Here is an 18,742-nt window from a genome sequence, read left to right as displayed (position 1 = left end):
CATGTCCGCGCCTACCGTGGTTATCGGCCTGGTGGCGGGCGAGGTATCGGGTGATATGCTCGGCGCCGGGCTTATACGCGCCTTGCGGCGGCATCTGCCCGCCGCCCGGTTTGTCGGGGTGGCCGGGCCGCGGATGCAGGCCGAGGGCTGCGAGGCCTGGTATGAAATGGAGGAACTGGCGGTGATGGGCGTGGTCGAGGTGCTTGAGCGGCTGCCTCGCTTGCTGAAAATCCGCCGCGACCTGACCCGGCGTTTCACCGCTTTGCGACCGGATGTGTTTGTGGGCATTGATGCGCCGGATTTCAACATCACGCTGGAAGGCCGCTTAAAGCGGCGTGGCATCCGTACCGTGCATTATGTCAGTCCCTCGGTTTGGGCCTGGCGGCAAAAGCGGGTGTTCAAAATCGGCCGGTCGACCGACAACGTGCTGGCCTTCCTGCCTTTTGAAAAAGCGTTTTACGACAGGCACCATATCCCTTGCCAGTTTATCGGCCATACACTGGCCGACGCCATGCCCTTGGAGCCGGACAAAACCGCCGCCCGTGAAAGTCTGGGCATTGCCGCGGATGCTCTCTGCCTGGCCTTGCTGCCGGGTAGCCGCAGCGCCGAAGTGGACATGCTAAGCGGCGTTTTTTTGCAGACCGCGCAACGCTTGCGTCGGCATTTCCCCATGTTGACTATCGTGGCGCCGCTGGTAAACGATCGGCGCCGCGCGCAGTTTGAAAAGATCAAAACCCAGGTCGCGCCGGATTTGCCGGTGCACATGCTTGATGGTCGGGCGCGCGAGGCGATGGTGGCCAGCGATGCCGCGTTGCTGGCTTCCGGTACCGCCGCGTTGGAATGCATGCTGGCCAAGTGCCCAATGGTGGTGGGATACCGCATGAAGCCGTTGACTTTCGCCCTGGCGCGGCGGCTGGTGAAAACCCCCTATGTCTCCTTGCCCAATCTGCTGGCGGGACGGGAGGTTGTCAGGGAACTGCTGCAAGAGGATTGCGTGCCGGACAAACTGGCGGCGGCCCTGATGCCGTTGCTTGGGGACGACAGTTCGACCCGGGATTTGCAATCGATCTTTCGCAAGCTGCATCATCTTATCCGTCGCAATGCCGACGAACAGGCCGCGCGGGCGGTGATGGGACTGATAGAACCGCCCCCGGCCGCTAGCCTATAAGTAACACGATTGCGGTGGAGGGAAACTCTCTTGGTTAAGGACCGGAAGATGACGGAATTGTTCATTTATCCCATCGCCAAATGCATTGCCGGCGTCGATGAAGTCGGCCGCGGTCCCCTGGTGGGCGCGGTGGTTACCGCCGCCGTGATCCTGGATCCCGCCCGGCCGATACGGGGTCTGGCGGATTCAAAAAAACTCAGTGAAAAGCGCCGCCTGGCGCTGTATGACGAAATCACCGACAAAGCCCTGGCCTGGAGTTTGGGACGCGCCGAGGCGGCGGAGATCGACCAACTGAATATTTTCCACGCGACCTTGTTGGCCATGCAGCGCGCGGTGCAAGGTCTGGCGTTGATCCCGGATTATGTTTTGGTGGACGGCAATCGCTGCCCGCTATTGTCCATGCCATCCCGGGCGGTGATCAAAGGCGACAATCTGGTGGCGGAAATCAGCGCCGCCTCAATATTGGCCAAAGTGTCACGGGATAGGGAAATGGCCGAACTGCATCTGCAATATCCCGAGTACGGTTTCGCGCGGCATAAAGGCTACCCCACCGCCTATCATCTTGAAAAGCTGGCGCTATTGGGCGCCACGGCGCAGCATCGCCGGAGTTTCGGCCCGGTCAAACGGGCGTTGGGGTTACTATGATGCCGTGGCGCGCCATGCGGTTTGCCGGTATATGTATCGGCACTCGCCCTCTCCACATTGGCCATCAGGTGGCGGAACAATGACCGAACCTCGTTTTATTCACTTACGCGTCCACAGCGACTATTCAATGATCGACGGCTTGGCGAAAACCGCGCCGCTGGTCAAAAAAGCCGCGGCGCTGGCCATGCCGGCGCTGGCGATAACCGATTTCACCAACCTTTGCGGTCTGGTGAAATTCTACAATACCGCCCACGGCGCCGGCATCAAACCCATCGTCGGGGCGGATGTGCTGGTCCGCAATGAACTGCTGGGAGACGAATTCGCGGATATGACGATCCTGGCGGCCGACAATACCGGCTACCAGAACCTGACCCTGCTTATTTCCGCGGCCTACCAGCGTGGCTATGGCCCCGCGGGGCCGGTAATAGATCGCGATTGGCTGGTTGACCACAGCGCGGGTTTGTTGCTGCTATCCGGCGGCCGAAAGGGCGATGTGGGTAAATTTCTGTTGCGCGGCAACCAACCGCTGGCGGAACAATGCCTGACGTTCTATCAAACACATTTTCCCGATCGCTATTATCTGGAGCTCATCCGTACTGGCCGTCCGGACGAGGAAACCTATCTGCACGCGGCGGTGGATCTGGCCGCGACCCACGGCCTGCCGGTCGTCGCCACCAATGATGTGCGTTTTATCAGCGAAGAGGATTTCGAGGCTCATGAAATCCGGGTGGCGATCCATGACGGCTTTACGCTGGATGACGCCAAACGGCCGCGCAACTATAGCGCCCAGCAATTCATGCGCAGCGAAGCGCAAATGTGCGAACTGTTCGCGGATTTACCGGAAGCCCTGGAAAACAGCGTAGAGATCGCCAAACGCTGCAATGTCACCATTCGGTTGGGGCAATATTTTCTGCCGCAATTTCCCACCGGCGAGATGTCCACCGAAGATTATCTGGTGAATAAAGCCAGGTCGGGGCTGGAAGAGCGGCTGGCCTTCCTGTTTCCCGACCCGGCGGAGCGGGAGGCCAAGCGGCCGCCTTACGATGAACGGCTGGAGGTGGAACTGAAAGTCGTCAATCAGATGGGGTTTCCCGGCTACTTTCTGATTGTAATGGAGTTCATCCAATGGTCTAAGGACAATGGCGTGCCGGTCGGCCCGGGACGCGGCTCCGGGGCTGGCTCGCTGGTGGCTTATTCGCTGAAGATAACCGATCTCGATCCGCTGGCCTTTGATTTGCTGTTCGAACGTTTTCTCAATCCGGAACGTGTGTCAATGCCCGACTTCGACGTGGATTTCTGTATGGAAAAACGCGATCTGGTCATTGATCATGTGGCGGAAACCTACGGCCGCGATGCGGTATCACAGATCATTACCTTCGGCACCATGGCGGCCAAAGCGGTTATCCGCGATGTCGGTCGTGTGCTTGGCCATCCTTATGGTTTCGTCGATCGGATCTCCAAACTGGTGCCCCCTGATCCGGGGATGACTTTGGAGAAAGCGTTTGCCGCCGAGCCGCAATTGCCGGCGCTTTACGACGCGGACGAGGAAGTCAAGGCGCTTATCGATATGGCGCGCAAGCTGGAAGGCGTTACCCGCAATGCCGGCAAGCACGCCGGCGGCGTGGTGATCTCGCCGACCAAAATCACCGATTTCGCGCCGCTGTATTGCGACCCGGAAGGACATCATCCCGTCACCCAGTTCGACAAGAACGACGTGGAATACACCGGCCTGGTCAAATTCGACTTCCTGGGTCTGCGGACACTGACCATCATCAACTGGGCCATGGAGATGATCAACGAGCGCCGTGCCAGACAGGGATTGGCCGCGATGGATATCGCGGCTATTCCGCTGGACGACAAGAAAAGCTTCGATATGCTGCAACGCTCGGAAACCACCGCGGTCTTCCAGTTGGAATCCCGCGGCATGAAAGACTTGATCAAACGCCTGCAACCGGACTGTTTTGAAGACATGATCGCGTTGGTGGCCCTGTTTCGGCCTGGCCCGCTGCAATCGGGCATGGTAGACAACTTCATCGATCGCAAACACGGCCGGGAGGCCATATCCTACCCCGATATCGAATGGCAGCATGAGTCGTTGCGACCGGTGCTGGACCCGACCTACGGCATTATCCTCTACCAGGAACAGGTGATGCAGATAGCCCAGGTGCTGGCGGGGTACACCCTGGGCGGCGCCGATATGCTACGGCGCGCCATGGGTAAAAAGAAACCGGAGGAAATGGCCAAGCAGCGTTCGGTCTTCAAGGCCGGGGCGGAAAATATCGGCGTCAATGGCGAACTGGCGATGAAAATCTTTGACCTGGTGGAAAAATTCGCCGGTTACGGATTTAACAAATCCCATTCCGCAGCCTACGCGCTGGTGTCCTATCAAACCTTGTGGCTTAAGGCCCACTATCCGGCGGAGTTTATGGCGGCGGTGATGACCGCCGACATGGACAATACCGACAAAGTGGTGGGATTGGTGGACGAATGCTGGCGGATGGGCCTGAAAGTGCTGCCGCCGGATATCAATAGCGGCCAATATCATTTTCATGTCAACGATGCCGGCGAAATTGTTTACGGTATCGGCGCCATCAAAGGGGTCGGTGAAGGGCCTATCGAAGCCATTATCGAAGCCCGCAACCAGGACGGTCATTTTAAGGAGTTGTTTGATCTTTGCGCCCGCACCGACATCAAAAAACTCAATCGCCGCGTGCTGGAAAAACTCATTATGTCCGGTGCGTTCGACCGGCTCGGGCCGCATCGGGCGGCATTGATGAATTCCCTGGGCGATGCGCTAAAGGCGGCCGAGCAGCATTCCAAGGCCGAAGCCATCGGGCAGGGGGATATGTTCGGCGTACTGGCCGAAGCGCCCGAGGCGGTGGAGGCTTCATACAATACAGTGCCGCCCTGGCCGGACCACAAAGTGCTTGAGGGTGAACGGGAAACCCTGGGACTCTATTTGACCGGCCATCCCATCAACCGCTACCTGCGGGAAATCGAGCGATATGGCGGGGGCATCCGCTTGAAGGATATGCATCCCACCGAACGTGGTAAAATCATCACCGCAGTCGGTCTGGTGCTCTCGGCCCGGGTAATGACCACCAAACGGGGCAATCGCATCGGCGTATGCACGCTCGATGATCGTTCCGGGCGCCTGGACGTGATGCTGTTCACGGACGCGCTGGAGAAATATCAGCATTTGCTGGAAAAAGACCGTATCCTGATAGCGCAGGGACAGGTCAGCTTTGATGACTTTAATGGCGGCCTTAAAATGACCGCCCGCGAACTGATGGACATCAGCGAGGCGCGGGAAAAATTTGCGCGCGGGCTTGCTATCTCGCTAACCGACAGGCAAATTGATGACCAGCTTTTAAACCGTCTTCGCCAATCGTTGGAACCGCATCGATCGGGGACGATTCCAGTGCATCTTTATTACCAGCGTGAAGATGCTCGTGCCAAGTTAAGGTTCGGCGCCGCATGGCGGATCACGCCGACCGACCAATTGCTTAATGATTTGCGTACTCTGGTGGGCAACGAGCAGGTGGAACTGGAATTTGACTAATATAGGAATAGTATGAGTCTGAATTTTCTTGATTTTGAGCAGCCGATTGCCGAGTTGGAAGCGAAGATTGACTCGCTGACCGCAGTCAGCCGTCAAGACGAAAAATTAGATATTAATCTGGATGAAGAAGTGCAGCGCCTGCGCGAGAAAAGCGTCGAACTCACGCGAAAGATTTTCTCTGATCTGGGCGCCTGGCAGATAGCCCAACTGGCGCGTCATCCTCGTCGGCCTTATACCTTGGATTATATCCAGCATGTCTTTACCGATTTTGATGAATTCGCCGGTGATCGCGCATTCGCCGACGACAAGGCTATCGTCGGGGGCGCCGCTCGCCTTGACGGTCGTCCGGTCATGATCATCGGCCATCAGAAAGGCCGGGAAACCAAAGAAAAAATTCGTCGCAATTTCGGCATGCCGGCGCCGGAAGGCTATCGTAAGGCGCTGCGTCTGATGGAAATGGCCGACAGGTTCAATATGCCGCTTATCACCTTTATCGATACTCCCGGCGCCTATCCAGGGGTCGGCGCGGAAGAGCGGGGTCAATCAGAAGCCATCGCCCATAATTTGCGCGAGATGTCCGGTTTGCGGGTGCCGATTATCTGTACCGTAATCGGCGAAGGCGGCTCTGGCGGGGCGCTGGCCATCGGGGTGGGCGACAAGGTCAACATGCTGCAATACAGCACCTATTCGGTGATTTCCCCTGAGGGCTGCGCATCGATTTTGTGGAAAAGCGCCGATAAGGCCCCTATCGCCGCCGAAGCCATGGGCATTACCGCGCCGCGTTTAAAAGAACTGGGACTGATTGACAGCATCGTGTCCGAACCCTTGGGTGGCGCCCACCGCAATGTGCCGGAAATCGCCGCATCGCTTAAAGCCCAATTGCTGGCCGACCTCACTGAGCTGGATGTTCTGGAAGAACAAGAATTACTGGATCGCCGTTATCAGCGTTTGATGAATTACGGTTACTGCTAAGGCGCGCATGCGTCGTTATCTAACACCCCGCCGGCGTTTCGCTTGCGGGGTTTTTCTTTGGCGCCGCCAAACACTGTCTTTTTGCCGGCCATGCGTATTCATCCCGGCCACAGCGGTGACTATGTGCCAGGTGATGATAAAGGCCCGCCCCTCTCTCACCGGTCCGCCGTAGGCGGTTCACATCCATTCCCGGTAAATACGTCGCTGGCTTGCCGCCGCGATGTCAAGCGAAGTATTTAGGGTATAGGCTCTCATTCATTATCCTACTATTATTGGAGTTGGCCCTAAACAGGATTGGCAGTATGAATATCATTGCAATATTGTGCCCGGAAAAAGCGTTTTACAAAAATGAGCCGATAAGGGAACTGGACGAGGCGCTCAAGGCAAGGGGATTTCAACTGGTCTATCCCAACGGCAGCGGCGATTTGCTCAAACTTATCGATCAAAATCCCCGTATTTGCGGGGTGATCTTTGATTGGGATCAGCACAGCATGGACCTGTGTCTCGATATTAACGAATTGAATGAATATCTGCCGCTTTATGCGTTCATCAACACCCATTCATCTCTGGATGTCAGCTTGAATGAAATGCGCATGGTGCTGTATTTTTTTGAGTATAGTCTGGGATCAGCGGAGGATATTGGCAATCGGATCAGACAATATACCGATGAATATATCGACAACATCATCCCGCCCTTTACCCGCGCCTTATTCAATTACGTCAAAGAGGGTAAATACACGTTCTGCACCCCTGGTCATATGGCGGGCACCGCGTATCAGAAAAGCCCGGTTGGCAGTTTATTCTATGATTTTTTCGGCGCCAACACCTTAAAAGCGGATGTGTCCATTTCCGTCACCGAGCTCGGCTCTTTGCTGGATCATTCCGGGCCGCATCTCGAGGCGGAAGAATATATCGCGCGAACTTTCGGCGCAGAGCAGAGCTATATGGTAACCAACGGCACGTCCACCGCCAACAAAATGGTGGGGATGTATGCCGCGCCGGCGGGGTCAACGGTGCTCATTGATCGAAATTGCCATAAATCGTTGGCGCATTTACTAATGATGAGCGATTTGGTGCCGATTTATTTCTGCCCGATCCGTAATGCCCATGGCATTCTGGGGGGGATTCCGAAATACCAGTTCCAGCGGAAAAGCATCGCCGATAAAGTGGCCGCCACGCCGCGCGCGAGTTGGCCGGTTTATGCGGTTATCACGAACTCCACTTACGATGGCTTGCTCTACAACACCCAATATATCAAGGAAACGCTGGATGTGCCGACAATCCACTTCGATTCCGCCTGGGTGCCCTACACGCATTTCAATCCGATTTATCGGGGCAAAAGCGGGATGAGCGGTGAACGGATCGCCAAGAAAGTTATCTTCGAAACACAATCCACCCATAAACTGTTGGCGGCGTTTTCCCAAGCTTCATTGATTCATATTAAAGGCGATTATAACGAACGCACATTCAACGAAGTCTATATGATGCACACCACGACCTCGCCGCATTACGGGATCGTCGCGTCCATCGAAATGGCGGCGGCCATGGTGCGCGGTAAACCGGGACGGCGGATGATCTCTCGTTCCATCGATCGGGCGCTCCATTTTCGCAAAGAAGTGCAACGGTTACGGCAGGAATCGGAAGGGTGGTTTTTTGATATCTGGCAGCCGGAAATTATCGAAGAGGCGGTATGCTGGCCTATCGAACCGGGCGCGCCCTGGCACGGCTTCAAAGACGCCGACGCCGAACACCTGTATCTCGACCCCATCAAGGTGACCATCCTGACCCCTGGGATGGACGAGTCCGGCGATATGGCGAAAGAGGGCATCCCGGCGGCGTTGGTGGCCAAATTTCTCGACGAACGCGGGATAGTGGTGGAAAAAACCGGGCCGTACAATTTGCTGTTTTTGTTCAGTATCGGCATCGACAAGACCAAGGCCATGAGTTTATTGCGGGGCCTGACTGAATTCAAACGGGCCTATGATCTGAATTTGCGCGTGAAGAATATGTTGCCCGATTTGTACGCGGTAGACCCGGATTTTTACCGCAATATGCGCATCCAGGATCTGGCCCGCGGCATACATGGTTTGTTCAAGCAATATCAACTACCGCGCCTGATGCTCAACGCGTTTGCGTTGCTGCCGGAGATGAAAATGACCCCTTATCAGGCCTTCCAGGAACAAGTGCGCGGCAAGGTGGAAACCGTGGAGTTGCCGGCCCTGCTCGGCCGCGTTTCCGCCAGTATGCTGCTACCCTATCCGCCGGGGGTGCCCCTGGTGATGCCGGGCGAGATGATCACTGAGCAAAGTCGCGCATTACTGGATTTTCTCATCATGCTTTGTCGCATCGGTATCCAGTATCCCGGCTTTGAAACCGATATCCACGGCGCGGAGTTGACCGAGGAGGGGCGCTATTTGGTTCGGGTACTGACCGACGATGCCCAAGAACCGGGCGAGGTGCGTTAGGTCCCATCCACCGGTAACCGATGCCTGCGGCGGCGCAAGCGCCACGCCACGCTATCCTCGGCCCGCCGATTGACGGCGGCATGGCGGAATGGGTAACGTGATGGACTGGACAAGGCATTATCGCAATCAGGCGGCGGCCAATGATCACATTACAACGGATTCATCACATTGCCATTATTGCGTCGGATTACCCGCGCAGTAAGCGTTTTTATTGCCAAACACTGGGGTTTACTTTGATCAACGAACATTTCCGGGCGGAGCGGCAGTCCTGGAAAGGCGATCTGGCCTTGAATGGCGACTACCTTATCGAGCTGTTTTCCTTCCCTTCGGCGCCGCCCAGGGTCAGCCGTCCCGAGGCCCTCGGCTTGCGCCATCTGGCGTTCGGCGTGGCCAGTGTGGATGAAGCGCGGGACGAATTGCTGCGTGCCGGGGTTGCGGCCGAACCGGTACGCACCGATCCGCTGACCGGTAAGCGCTTTACCTTTTTTAGCGATCCGGATGGATTGCCGTTGGAGCTTTATGAACTCTGAGCAGAATGGCCGGGGAACACGAAAGGGGTTGTCGAACGTTGCCGAACCGTCGGCTTTCGACCCAGGGCGGGCCCCCTCGGCCGACCTCGGCGAGGACATTCGCCGGCATGTCGCCTGGCGATTGGGCGCGCGTCATCAATTACTGCTGGCTTTCAGCGGCGGCCTGGATTCCACGGTTTTGCTGGACGTGCTGGCCGACCTGCGCCAACAGTGTCCGGAGGACGGATCTCTGCGCGCGGTGTATATCCACCACGGCCTGAGTGCGAATGCCGATGCGTGGGCAGAGCACTGCCGGACGCAATGCCGTCTGCGGCGGATCCCCTTTGAGGTGATACCGGTACGGGTCTCGCCGGCCGCCGCCGGTATCGAGGCGGGGGCGCGCGAGGCCCGCTATCACGCCTTGCATCACGCGTTATTGCCGGGAGAAACGCTGCTTACGGCCCAGCATCTTGATGATCAGTGTGAGACGTTTTTGCTGGCGTTGAAACGGGGCAGCGGACCAACCGGGCTATCGGCCATGGCGCCGGCGATGTCTTTTCACGGCCACGAGTTGCTGCGTCCTTTGCTGGGACTCAGTCGCGCGCAGTTGGCATCTTACGCCAACCGGCGGCGATTGGTCTGGATCGAGGACGACAGCAATCAAGATGATCGTTTCGACCGAAACTTTCTGCGGTTACGCATTTTACCGTTGCTTAAACGGCGCTGGCCGTTTTTCGCTCAATCGGTGGCGCGCAGCGCCCGGCTATGCGCCGAACAGGAAGCGCTACTGGACGCATTGTTGCGGGAAAACCTGGCGGAATTGACCGGTTCGGACGGTTCTCTGGCGCTGGCGCCGATGCTGGAAATGGACGCTTTGCGACGCGGCGCCTTATTGCGGCGCTGGCTGGCGGCGGCCGGCGCAGCCATGCCCACCTCGGCGCAACTTGAGATAATCTGGCGGGAGGTGGCGCTCAGCCGGCGGGACGCCGAACCCCGCTACCAACTGGGCGACCTGTTATTGCGACGTTTTCGCGACCGACTTTATATTGTGCAGCAACGGCCCTCGTTGAAATCATGTATATTGCCTTGGCCGGATGTCGGTAACCCGCTGGTTTTACCGGACAATCTGGGGCAATTGCGCTTGGCGGCATCGGGTATGGCAATCCGGCCCGCCGCCGCAGATGAAGTCATTACCATTCGTTTCGCCGCCGTTGGCAAGCAGCATATCGTGGGAAGGGATCGTCGGCGCGAGATGAAAAAAATCTGGCAGGAGCTCTGCGTCCCCCCTTGGGTGCGAGAGCGCACTCCACTGATTTATTTTAATGATCAATTGATTGCGGCGCTTGGGCGGTTTGTGACCCGGGAAGGGCAGGCAACAGGAGATGGTCAGACGTGGTATATTGAATGGGCCGGGCAGCGGAACGGCGACGGGCGGTAAAGACCGCCCGTCAATAAAAGCGAGGTTGGCGACACGTTTATTCGCTGACCACCACGGTGCCGAGTTCCGGGTGGGTGAAACTGGCAATATGGTCCAGCCGCAGGTCGTGATTGGTGCCGGCCTCATCGATAACCAGGTATTCGACATGCTTCCTTGAGATCATATCACGCGCCACGCCAGTCACGGTATCTCCATTCCGAAGCGTCAGGGTAAGAACCCAATGGCGCTGACAGGCGAGCTCAAGATTATCGTAATCATCACAATTAATGGGTTGATATTCTTCATTGGTAGACATAATCGCTCACCTACGTGTTACGGCGGTAAATACCGCCTTTTCCCTGAGGGAGGGAAAAAGCGGCTCAACTTCGCCCTTTCCCACCTACATCGTTCAACAGTATTTCCTTATCTGACTATAGCACAGAGCATCCATTACTCTGATATTAATGGCCCCAGAGCAGATGTCCACCGCGGGTTTTCTGGCGGTAAACGGCCCATCTCGGTTACACTGCAAGCCTGGGTGTAACCTGAGGGATATGATGGCTTTAAAAGCAACCATTCATAAAGCGGCGGTCAATATCGCCGATATGAATCGGCATTACTTTTCCGACGTCGGCCTGGTTCTGGCGCAGCATCCGTCGGAAACGCCGCAACGAATGATGTTACGCCTGCTGGCGTGGATTTGTCACGCTGACGACCGGCTGGAATTTAGCAAAGGATTGAGCGCGGAAGACGAGCCGGCGCTATGGCGGCATAACGATCGCGGCGAGCCGGAGTTATGGATTGAAGTGGGGCTACCGGAGGAAAAACGCCTGCGCAGGGCTTGCCATCAAGCTCGGCAGGTCGTGCTTTATGCCTATAATGATCGCGCGGCGCGGGTCTGGTGGCAGCAAAACGGCACGGCGTTGGCACAACTGGACAACCTCGCCGTGCGTTTTCTCAACGACCAACAGCTCACGCAGTTAGCGGGGCTGGCACAACGCACAATGAACCTGCAGGCGACCTTACAGGATAACCTCTTGTGGCTGTCCGACGAACGACAGCAATTGGAATTGTCGTTTCAGGAATGGAAAACCGCGCTCTGAAAAGCCAGGCCGCAGCGCGGGGAAACGGAAAGCGCCGGCGCCCAGAGTATCGGCGCCGGCGCGGCGCAAGAGCAAACCGTATTCAGCAACCGGCGTTGATTTGCTTATCCAGATAATCGACGATATCGGCGATCTTCACCAGGCGCGTGTCGCCGCCTTGGCGAGGCTTATATTCGATTTCTTCGTTATCCAGATTCCTGTCGCCAATGACGAGAGTATGCGGAATACCGATAAGCTCCATATCGGCGAACATGACCCCCGGACGCTCACGCCGGTCGTCGAGCAACACGTCGATGCCGCGGACGCGCAAAGCGTTATACAGTTCTTCCGCCGCCTCTTTCACCCTGAAGGATTTGTGCATGTTCATCGGCAGAAGGGCGACCTGGAACGGCGCGATAGCGCCCGGCCAGAGGATGCCGCGCTCATCGTGGTTCTGCTCAATGGCCGCTGCGACCACGCGGGTGATGCCGATACCATAGCACCCCATCAGCAGTACCTGGTTGCGGCCATCCTCTCCCTGTACCGTGGCTTTCATTGCCTGGGAATATTTGGTGCCGAGCTGGAAAATATGGCCCACCTCGATGCCGCGTTTGATGAGCAACGTGCCTTTACCGTCCGGACTGGGATCCCCCGCCACGACATTGCGTAAATCGGCGACGGCCGCCGGCAACGGCAGGTCCCGGAGCCAGTTGATACCGAAGTAATGCTTACCATCGATATTCGCGCCGGCGCCGAAATCGCTCATGACCGCCACGCTTCGATCTATAACCAGCGGCAGGGGCAAATTGACGGGGCCCAGCGAACCCGGACCCGCGCCGATGGCCGCGCGGATTTCCTCCTCACTGGCGAAGACCAGCGGGCTGGCCACCAGCGGGTGTTTTTCCGCCTTGATTTCATTGAGCTGATGATCGCCGCGAACAAGCAACGCCACCAACGCCTGACCGGTTTCTTCCCGGCCATGAACGATAAGGGTTTTGACGGTTTTTTCCACCGGCAGGGAAAATTGCTCCACCAATTGCGCGATGGTCTTGGCGTCCGGCGTGTCCACCAGCCGCAGGGCCTCGGTGGGGGCGGCGCGTTCAACCGCCGGCGCGATGGCCTCCGCCAACTCGATATTCGCGGCATAATCGGAAGCGTCAGAGAAAACCGTATCGTCTTCGCCGCTGTCGGCCAGCACCTGAAATTCGTGAGACGCATTGCCGCCGATGGAGCCGGTATCGGCCTGGACCGCGCGAAAATCGAGGCCCATTCGCGAGAAAATCGCGCTGTAGGCCTGATACATGGCGTCGTAGGTCGCCTGCAAGGATGCTTGCGAGGTGTGGAACGAGTATGCGTCCTTCATAATAAATTCCCGGGAGCGCATGACCCCGAAACGAGGGCGGACTTCATCGCGAAATTTGGTCTGAATCTGATAAAAATTCAGCGGCAGCTGTTTATAAGAGCTGATTTCATTGCGCACCAGATCGGTGATCACTTCTTCATGAGTGGGACCGAGTACGAATGGACGGTCGCCGCGATCTCGCAACCGCAGTAATTCGGGGCCGTACTGCTCCCAGCGGCCGCTTTCCTGCCAGAGATCCGCCGGCTGCACCACCGGCATGGAGACTTCAATGGCCCCGGCATTGTTCATCTCTTCGCGCACGATGTTTTCGACTTTGCGCAAAACCCGTAACCCGGTGGGTAGCCAGGTATACAGACCAGAGGCCAGTTTGCGGATCATCCCGGCGCGCAGCATCAATTGATGACTGACGACCTCTGCATCGGCGGGGGTCTCCTTCAACGTGGAGAGCAGATATTGGCTAGTACGCATATTTAATCATGTTCCAAAAGAACGCCTTTATGCCACGGCGGCATTGCGGCAGCAGACTATAAAAAATGGCTTAGTTTACCAGTGCGGGCCCGTGGTCAAAAGAGACAGGTAAAAATTTAACGCAACCCGGCGGTGTCATGCCGTTGTGACATCGTCAATGGACAGGACCTCGGCCCGGCCGTCCGCGACGCGCCAGCGGATATTGAATTCCAGCAACGAAACAGCATAGTGTTTCGGGTCTTGCCGCCGCTGACGATAAGCGGGACGGGGATCTTGCGCCAGCACATCGGCGATGAAACGCCGCAAGTGGGGATAACGGGGCGCCAGCGCCGAGAGTTTTTCCCGCGCGGTGTCGGAAAATACCACGTCCAACACTGTTTCCGGACTGTGTTGCGCGAATCCGGCTCGCGCCTCGGGCACGCTTTCGACGTAAGGCAGATAGGGTTTGATGTCCACAATCGGCGTGCCGTCCACCAGGTCCAGGCTGCCCAACTCAAGTATCGTTGCCGATTTGTCCCGGCGTATACCCCGCAGCGTCACCAGCGACATTCCGATGGCGTTGGGACGGAAAGTTGAACGGGTGGCGAACACGCCCATACGGCTGTTGCCGCCCAGGCGGGGCGGCCGCACGGTTGGGCGCCAACCCTGCTCCATCGTGTGATGGAACATGAACAGCAACCAAATATGGCTGAAGGACTCCAGACCGCGCACGGTCTGCGGCAGATTGTAGGGCGCCAGCAGATGCAGTTCGCCGGTACCATCGGCAACCAGTCCGGGCTGGCGGGGCACGGCAAATTTTTCTTTGTAGGGCGAGTGGATAACGCCTATCTGCTTGACGACGAATTCGCTCATTGCGTAACTTTAAGCGCGGTGCCCTGACAAACGGTTTGCTGATAGCAGCCGGCAACCGCCCTGACCGTTTCGCAGTTATGCAGTAATACCGCATTGCCTTTCATCCGGGCGGCGCGCATCTGCATATCCTTGCGTGCTGCGGCTATGCTTGGCGGCGGATCCTGTAGATTGACCTGGCAGACGGAACCATAGGCCTCGCCGAGATCGCGAAAAGGTTTACCCACCAATTCCTCGGCGGATTTATAGAGTTTGGCCGGTTGCGGTTGCGCGGCGGTTTTGCGGCCGGTCAGGGCGCCTGTGTCGTAGTTGGGGGCGGTATGACGGCTGGCGGTAGTTGATGTGGGAGAATGTATCCATGAACATCCTGTCAGCGAGAGCACCAAGAGACATCCTGGTAAAGCACGCATAGGTTTTCCTCGGAGTAGAATTGTTATTCAACAGGCGCTATTGAATCAATGAACGGCGCAAATAACAAGACGGGCTTTAGCCCGCCTTAACAAAAAGCGCCCCGAATCGCCTTCGAAAACCGCTTCCGGGCCTTATGCGTCCCGGTGGTTATCGATTTGTCCCAGGGATACCGCCCGGCTTACCGCCAAGGGGGCCGGCAACTGGCCCGCCCGCCGTCGCGCCGCCTGACGGTCAGTATCACCAACCTTTGACCGCGCCGCCATTGAATATTTTATTGGCCGCTTCGCTCACTTCGTCGGATTCGTAAGCTTTTACGAATTTTTTCACATTTTCGGCGTTTTTGTTATCTTCCCGGGCGACAATGAGATTGACGTACGGGGAATCTTTATCTTCGACGAACAGACCGTCTTTGGTTGGCGTCAAGCCGATTTGGCTGGCATAAGTGGTGTTAATGATTGCCAGGGCGATCTGTTGATCGTCAAGAGAACGCGGCAGTTGCGGCGCTTCCAGTTCCACCAGTTTCAAATGTTTCGGATTGTCGACCACGTCCAACACGGTGGGTTGCAGGCCCACGCCGTCCTTGAGCTTGATCAAGCCGACTTTTTGCAGCAGGAGCAGAGAACGGCCCAGGTTGGTCGGGTCATTGGGCAATGCTACCTGCGAGCCGTCTTTCAGTTCGCTTAACGAGTGTATTTGTTTGGAATAACCGGCGATGGGATAAACGAAGGTATTGCCTACCGGCACCAGTTTGTAGCCGCGATCCTTGATTTGCTGATCAAGATAAGGCTTGTGCTGAAATGCGTTGACGTCGATATCGCCCTTGCTCAGGGCCTCATTGGGCAGCACGTAGTCATTGAATGTCACCAACTCCACATCCAGACCGTACTTTTCTTTCGCCACTTTCTGGGCGACCTCCGCCACTTGTTGTTCCGCGCCGACGATGACGCCGACTTTGATGTGGTTCGGATCTTTTTTATCCTGCCCGCAACCGGCCAGGGCCAAAACGCCCACCAGCGCGCCGATGGTAGCCAGGGTTTTGAATTTAAAAGACATATCCCTTCCTCTATTTTATAAATAACATTGTCGTGTTGGAGCGCCGGCAGGGCGTCTCCGAAGCCAAAATTTATTTGTGAGTGACCGCTTTAACGATTTTATCGCCGCTTACCTGAATCAAAAAAACTAAAATAACCAGTAATATCAATACAGTATTCATTACCGTGGCGTTATAGCCAATATAGCCGTATTGAATGCCAATCTGCCCCAGACCGCCGGCGCCGACCGCGCCCCCCATTGCGGAATAGCCCACCAGGGTAATCAGGGTAATGGTCGCGGCGTTGACCAGACCAGGCAGCGCCTCGGGCAACAATACCTTGCGGATGATTTGCATCGGCGTGGCGCCCATGGCGCGCGATGCCTCAATCAGTCCGGTGGGAATTTCCAGCAAGGCGTTTTCCACCATCCGGGCGATAAACGGCGCCGCGCCGATGGTGAGCGGCACTATGGCCGCCTGCAGACCAATGGACGTGCCTACCAGCAAGCGGGTGAACGGGATCATCCACACCAGCAGGATGATGAAAGGAATGGATCGGAAAATATTAACCAACGCGGAAGTCAGGCGGTAGAGACGGCTATTTTCCATAATCTGCCCAGGACGGCTGGTATAGAGCACGACCCCGATGGGCAAACCCAGTACGAAACCGAGAAATCCGGAAACAAACGTCATTGCCAGGGTTTCCCAGATGCCTTTGAGGAATAGCGCGATCATGGCTTCAGACATAGCCCAGCACCTCGACCTTAACCTGTTGTTGTTGCAGAAAAACGATGGCGGCGCGGGAATTCTCCTCGTCGCCGGCCATCTCTGTCAGCATGATGCCGAACTTGACGCCGCCGGCATAATCCATCTGGGCGCTAATGATATTGTTATTCACATTGAATCGCCGCGCGGCTTCCGACAGCAATGGCGCATCCACCGACTGTCCGGTGAATTCCAATTGCAAGATAGGGATCTTGCCCGGCGCCGGCGCCGGCGACATCCGCGCCTGGTAATCCTCGGGAATATCGAGATGCAGCGTGGATTTGATGAATTCCTGCGCCAGGGGCGTTTTCGGATGGGAGAACATTTCGCTGACGGTGTCTTCTTCTATCAATCGCCCCTGACTAATGACGGCGACCTGATCACAGATACGTTTCACCACATCCATTTCATGGGTGATCAGCAGAATAGTTAAACCCAGGCGACGATTGATATCCTTGAGCAGGGACAAGATAGACCGGGTGGTGGCCGGATCCAACGCGCTGGTGGCTTCGTCGCACAACAATACCTTGGGATTGCTGGCCAGCGCGCGGGCGATGGCCACCCGCTGTTTCTGACCGCCGGAAAGATTGGCCGGGTAGGCGTCCGCTTTTTCCTCAAGCCCCACCAGCGCCAACAGTTCGGCGACCCGATCGTGGATAGCGTTTTTCGGCTGGTTGTCCAGTTCCAGCGGTAATGCGATGTTGCCCGCCACAGTTCGCGACGACAACAAATTGAAATGCTGGAAGATCATGCCGATTTGCCGGCGGGCGATAATCAACTGGCGTTCCGGCAAATCGGTTAATTCCTGCCCGTTAACCAGCACGGTGCCGCTGGTGGGCCGCTCTAACAGATTTACGCAGCGAATCAAGGTGCTTTTGCCGGCGCCGGACGCGCCGATAACCCCGTAAATCTGACCGGCGGGTACATGAAGACTGACATCAGACAACGCGCTAATGGTCCGGGTTCCCTGTGTGAAGTGCTTGGTAATATGAGAAAGTGTTATCATGCTTTGTTATTGTAAACAGTCACCTGTGGAGAGAGTGGATGGTAATTATTAATACCCGCAGGCATCAATGTGTTGGATGTTAAGGCGTCTAGACGTCCAAGTCAACTGACATTCATTTTCCGGGTTATTCACCGTGAAAAATGTGAGATACTCGCCAACGTTTATGTTTCAGGAGCCAACTAGTGGCACAGCTTGTCCCCGCAATTTTTCTCGATCGCGACGGCACCATAAATGTCGATCACGGTTATGTTTCAGAAATAGATGACTTTCAGTTTATCGATGGCGTCATTGAAGCCCTGCAAGAACTGAAAAAAATGGGTTTTGCCCTGGTCGTGGTCACCAATCAGTCCGGCATCGCCCGTGGCAAATTCACGGAAGAACAGTTTATGCGCCTGACCGAATGGATGGACTGGTCGCTGGCGGATCGCGGCGTGGATCTGGACGGGATTTATTTTTGCCCCCATCATCCCGAAGCGGGGTCGGGGGACTACCGACAGGATTGTGATTGCCGCAAGCCGAAACCGGGTATGTTGCTGGCCGCGCAACGCTATCTGCATATCGATATGGCCGCCTCTTATATGGTGGGTGATTCGGTGAAAGATATCCAGGCTGGCCGGGCGGCCGGCGTTGGCACCGCAATATTGGTCCGCAGCGGCAAGCCGATCAGCGAAGCGGGAGAAGCGTTGGCGGATTGGGTGATCGGCAGCCTGGCGCAGTTGCCCGAGACCATCAAAAGGCAGCGGTCCGGCCGTGGCGGACAATAAATCGCCATTTAATTGAAAAGCGGCGATATTCGCTTGCCATTTTGCGCCGCCTCCCTAATAATGCGCCTCCATCGGCCAGCACTGTGAAAGATATCACAGGATGTCGAAAAGAAAATGGCGGCAAGCCGGTCAGGCTTGACACCCAATGAGGAAAGCGTAACATACGCCACCTCGCGCCAGAGGAGTTACCCCGGCGCACGCTCTTTAACAACTTATCAGACAATCTGTGTGGGCACTCGCAAGACCTATAGATTCACAAAATCAAG

16 protein-coding genes are annotated in these 18,742 nt (G+C 56.6%); 9 read left to right on the top strand and 7 right to left on the bottom strand.

All coding sequences use genetic code 11. The features are described from left to right. Nucleotide 1 precedes the first annotated feature (1 nt). From lpxB to tilS, 7 genes are all read left to right on the top strand, one after another. Nucleotides 2-1,168, top strand: a complete 1,167-nt coding sequence (gene lpxB, locus FCN80_RS11745; protein ID WP_136990354.1) for a lipid-A-disaccharide synthase — start codon at nt 2-4, stop codon at nt 1,166-1,168. 48 nt (nt 1,169-1,216) lie between these two features. After that, complete coding sequence (gene rnhB / locus FCN80_RS11740; RefSeq protein ID WP_136990353.1) at nt 1,217-1,813, top strand: ribonuclease HII; 597 nt, start codon at nt 1,217-1,219, stop codon at nt 1,811-1,813. A gap of 79 nt (nt 1,814-1,892) precedes the next feature. Then, nucleotides 1,893-5,375, top strand: a complete 3,483-nt coding sequence (gene dnaE / locus FCN80_RS11735) for a DNA polymerase III subunit alpha (protein ID WP_136990352.1) — start codon at nt 1,893-1,895, stop codon at nt 5,373-5,375. A gap of 12 nt (nt 5,376-5,387) precedes the next feature. Continuing rightward, complete coding sequence (accA, locus tag FCN80_RS11730; RefSeq protein WP_136990351.1) at nt 5,388-6,347, top strand: acetyl-CoA carboxylase carboxyl transferase subunit alpha; 960 nt, start codon at nt 5,388-5,390, stop codon at nt 6,345-6,347. 302 nt (nt 6,348-6,649) lie between these two features. Beyond that, the gene (locus FCN80_RS11725; RefSeq protein ID WP_136990350.1) at nt 6,650-8,812 is read left to right on the top strand and encodes a lysine decarboxylase LdcC; all 2,163 of its coding nucleotides are present in this window, start codon (nt 6,650-6,652) and stop codon (nt 8,810-8,812) included. A gap of 140 nt (nt 8,813-8,952) precedes the next feature. After that, a complete protein-coding gene (locus FCN80_RS11720) occupies nt 8,953-9,342 on the top strand; it encodes a VOC family protein (protein WP_136990349.1) in 390 nt (129 codons plus the stop codon). Next, nucleotides 9,332-10,759, top strand: coding sequence for a tRNA lysidine(34) synthetase TilS (tilS, locus tag FCN80_RS11715; protein ID WP_136990348.1), 1,428 nt, complete (start codon nt 9,332-9,334; stop codon nt 10,757-10,759). The genes FCN80_RS11720 and tilS overlap by 11 nt, the downstream gene beginning before the upstream one ends. A gap of 37 nt (nt 10,760-10,796) precedes the next feature. Here tilS and rof read toward each other — a convergent pair whose 3' ends face one another. Next, nucleotides 10,797-11,054 (bottom strand): Rho-binding antiterminator, encoded by a 258-nt coding sequence (gene rof / locus FCN80_RS11710; RefSeq protein ID WP_136990347.1) that lies wholly within the window; start codon nt 11,052-11,054, stop codon nt 10,797-10,799. Nucleotides 11,055-11,292: 238 nt separating this feature from the next. Between rof and FCN80_RS11705 the strand changes: the two genes are divergently transcribed. Then, nucleotides 11,293-11,841: a YaeQ family protein gene (locus FCN80_RS11705; RefSeq protein ID WP_230492627.1), complete on the top strand. Its 549-nt coding sequence runs from the start codon at nt 11,293-11,295 to the stop codon at nt 11,839-11,841. A gap of 82 nt (nt 11,842-11,923) precedes the next feature. Here the strand turns inward: FCN80_RS11705 and proS are convergent, their stop codons facing one another. The 6 genes from proS to metN all read right to left on the bottom strand — a co-directional run bounded on the left by proS (nt 11,924) and on the right by metN (nt 17,712). Then, on the bottom strand, nt 11,924-13,651 hold the full coding sequence (gene proS / locus FCN80_RS11700; RefSeq protein WP_136990345.1) for a proline--tRNA ligase: 1,728 nt from the start codon (nt 13,649-13,651) through the stop codon (nt 11,924-11,926). Between the two features lie 135 nt (nt 13,652-13,786). Further along, nucleotides 13,787-14,503 carry a tRNA (N6-threonylcarbamoyladenosine(37)-N6)-methyltransferase TrmO gene (tsaA, locus tag FCN80_RS11695; protein WP_136990344.1) on the bottom strand — a complete coding sequence of 239 codons (717 nt, stop codon included), beginning with the start codon at nt 14,501-14,503 and terminating at the stop codon, nt 13,787-13,789. Then, nucleotides 14,500-14,910, bottom strand: coding sequence for an Rcs stress response system protein RcsF (gene rcsF, locus FCN80_RS11690; protein ID WP_136990343.1), 411 nt, complete (start codon nt 14,908-14,910; stop codon nt 14,500-14,502). The genes tsaA and rcsF overlap by 4 nt, the downstream gene beginning before the upstream one ends. Before the next feature lie 238 nt (nt 14,911-15,148). Beyond that, complete coding sequence (locus FCN80_RS11685) at nt 15,149-15,964, bottom strand: MetQ/NlpA family lipoprotein (RefSeq protein ID WP_136990342.1); 816 nt, start codon at nt 15,962-15,964, stop codon at nt 15,149-15,151. Nucleotides 15,965-16,034: 70 nt separating this feature from the next. Next, nucleotides 16,035-16,688 carry a methionine ABC transporter permease MetI gene (locus FCN80_RS11680; RefSeq protein ID WP_136990341.1) on the bottom strand — a complete coding sequence of 218 codons (654 nt, stop codon included), beginning with the start codon at nt 16,686-16,688 and terminating at the stop codon, nt 16,035-16,037. Then, on the bottom strand, nt 16,681-17,712 hold the full coding sequence (gene metN / locus FCN80_RS11675) for a methionine ABC transporter ATP-binding protein MetN (RefSeq protein ID WP_136990340.1): 1,032 nt from the start codon (nt 17,710-17,712) through the stop codon (nt 16,681-16,683). Before metN ends, FCN80_RS11680 begins: the two co-directional genes overlap by 8 nt. Nucleotides 17,713-17,894: 182 nt before the next feature. Between metN and gmhB the strand changes: the two genes are divergently transcribed. Then, entirely contained in the window at nt 17,895-18,476 is a 582-nt protein-coding gene (gene gmhB / locus FCN80_RS11670; RefSeq protein ID WP_136990339.1) for a D-glycero-beta-D-manno-heptose 1,7-bisphosphate 7-phosphatase, read from the top strand. The last annotated feature ends 266 nt before the right edge of the window (nt 18,477-18,742 follow it).

The sequence above is a fragment of the Martelella alba genome (genome assembly GCF_005217455.1).
GTDB lineage: Bacteria > Pseudomonadota > Gammaproteobacteria > Enterobacterales > Enterobacteriaceae > Acerihabitans.
This window is presented reverse-complemented; position numbering and strand designations above follow the sequence as displayed.

What these genes read in the sequence shown, in the direction of transcription:
- lpxB (WP_136990354.1), top strand. Translation starts at nt 2, where the DNA reads ATGTCCGCGCCTACCGTGGTTATCGGCCTGGTGGCGGGCGAGGTATCG.
- rnhB (WP_136990353.1), top strand. Translation starts at nt 1,217, where the DNA reads ATGACGGAATTGTTCATTTATCCCATCGCCAAATGCATTGCCGGCGTC.
- dnaE (WP_136990352.1), top strand. Translation starts at nt 1,893, where the DNA reads ATGACCGAACCTCGTTTTATTCACTTACGCGTCCACAGCGACTATTCA.
- accA (WP_136990351.1), top strand. Translation starts at nt 5,388, where the DNA reads ATGAGTCTGAATTTTCTTGATTTTGAGCAGCCGATTGCCGAGTTGGAA.
- FCN80_RS11725 (WP_136990350.1), top strand. Translation starts at nt 6,650, where the DNA reads ATGAATATCATTGCAATATTGTGCCCGGAAAAAGCGTTTTACAAAAAT.
- FCN80_RS11720 (WP_136990349.1), top strand. Translation starts at nt 8,953, where the DNA reads ATGATCACATTACAACGGATTCATCACATTGCCATTATTGCGTCGGAT.
- tilS (WP_136990348.1), top strand. Translation starts at nt 9,332, where the DNA reads ATGAACTCTGAGCAGAATGGCCGGGGAACACGAAAGGGGTTGTCGAAC.
- rof (WP_136990347.1), bottom strand. Translation starts at nt 11,054, where the DNA reads ATGTCTACCAATGAAGAATATCAACCCATTAATTGTGATGATTACGAT.
- FCN80_RS11705 (WP_230492627.1), top strand. Translation starts at nt 11,293, where the DNA reads ATGATGGCTTTAAAAGCAACCATTCATAAAGCGGCGGTCAATATCGCC.
- proS (WP_136990345.1), bottom strand. Translation starts at nt 13,651, where the DNA reads ATGCGTACTAGCCAATATCTGCTCTCCACGTTGAAGGAGACCCCCGCC.
- tsaA (WP_136990344.1), bottom strand. Translation starts at nt 14,503, where the DNA reads ATGAGCGAATTCGTCGTCAAGCAGATAGGCGTTATCCACTCGCCCTAC.
- rcsF (WP_136990343.1), bottom strand. Translation starts at nt 14,910, where the DNA reads ATGCGTGCTTTACCAGGATGTCTCTTGGTGCTCTCGCTGACAGGATGT.
- FCN80_RS11685 (WP_136990342.1), bottom strand. Translation starts at nt 15,964, where the DNA reads ATGTCTTTTAAATTCAAAACCCTGGCTACCATCGGCGCGCTGGTGGGC.
- FCN80_RS11680 (WP_136990341.1), bottom strand. Translation starts at nt 16,688, where the DNA reads ATGTCTGAAGCCATGATCGCGCTATTCCTCAAAGGCATCTGGGAAACC.
- metN (WP_136990340.1), bottom strand. Translation starts at nt 17,712, where the DNA reads ATGATAACACTTTCTCATATTACCAAGCACTTCACACAGGGAACCCGG.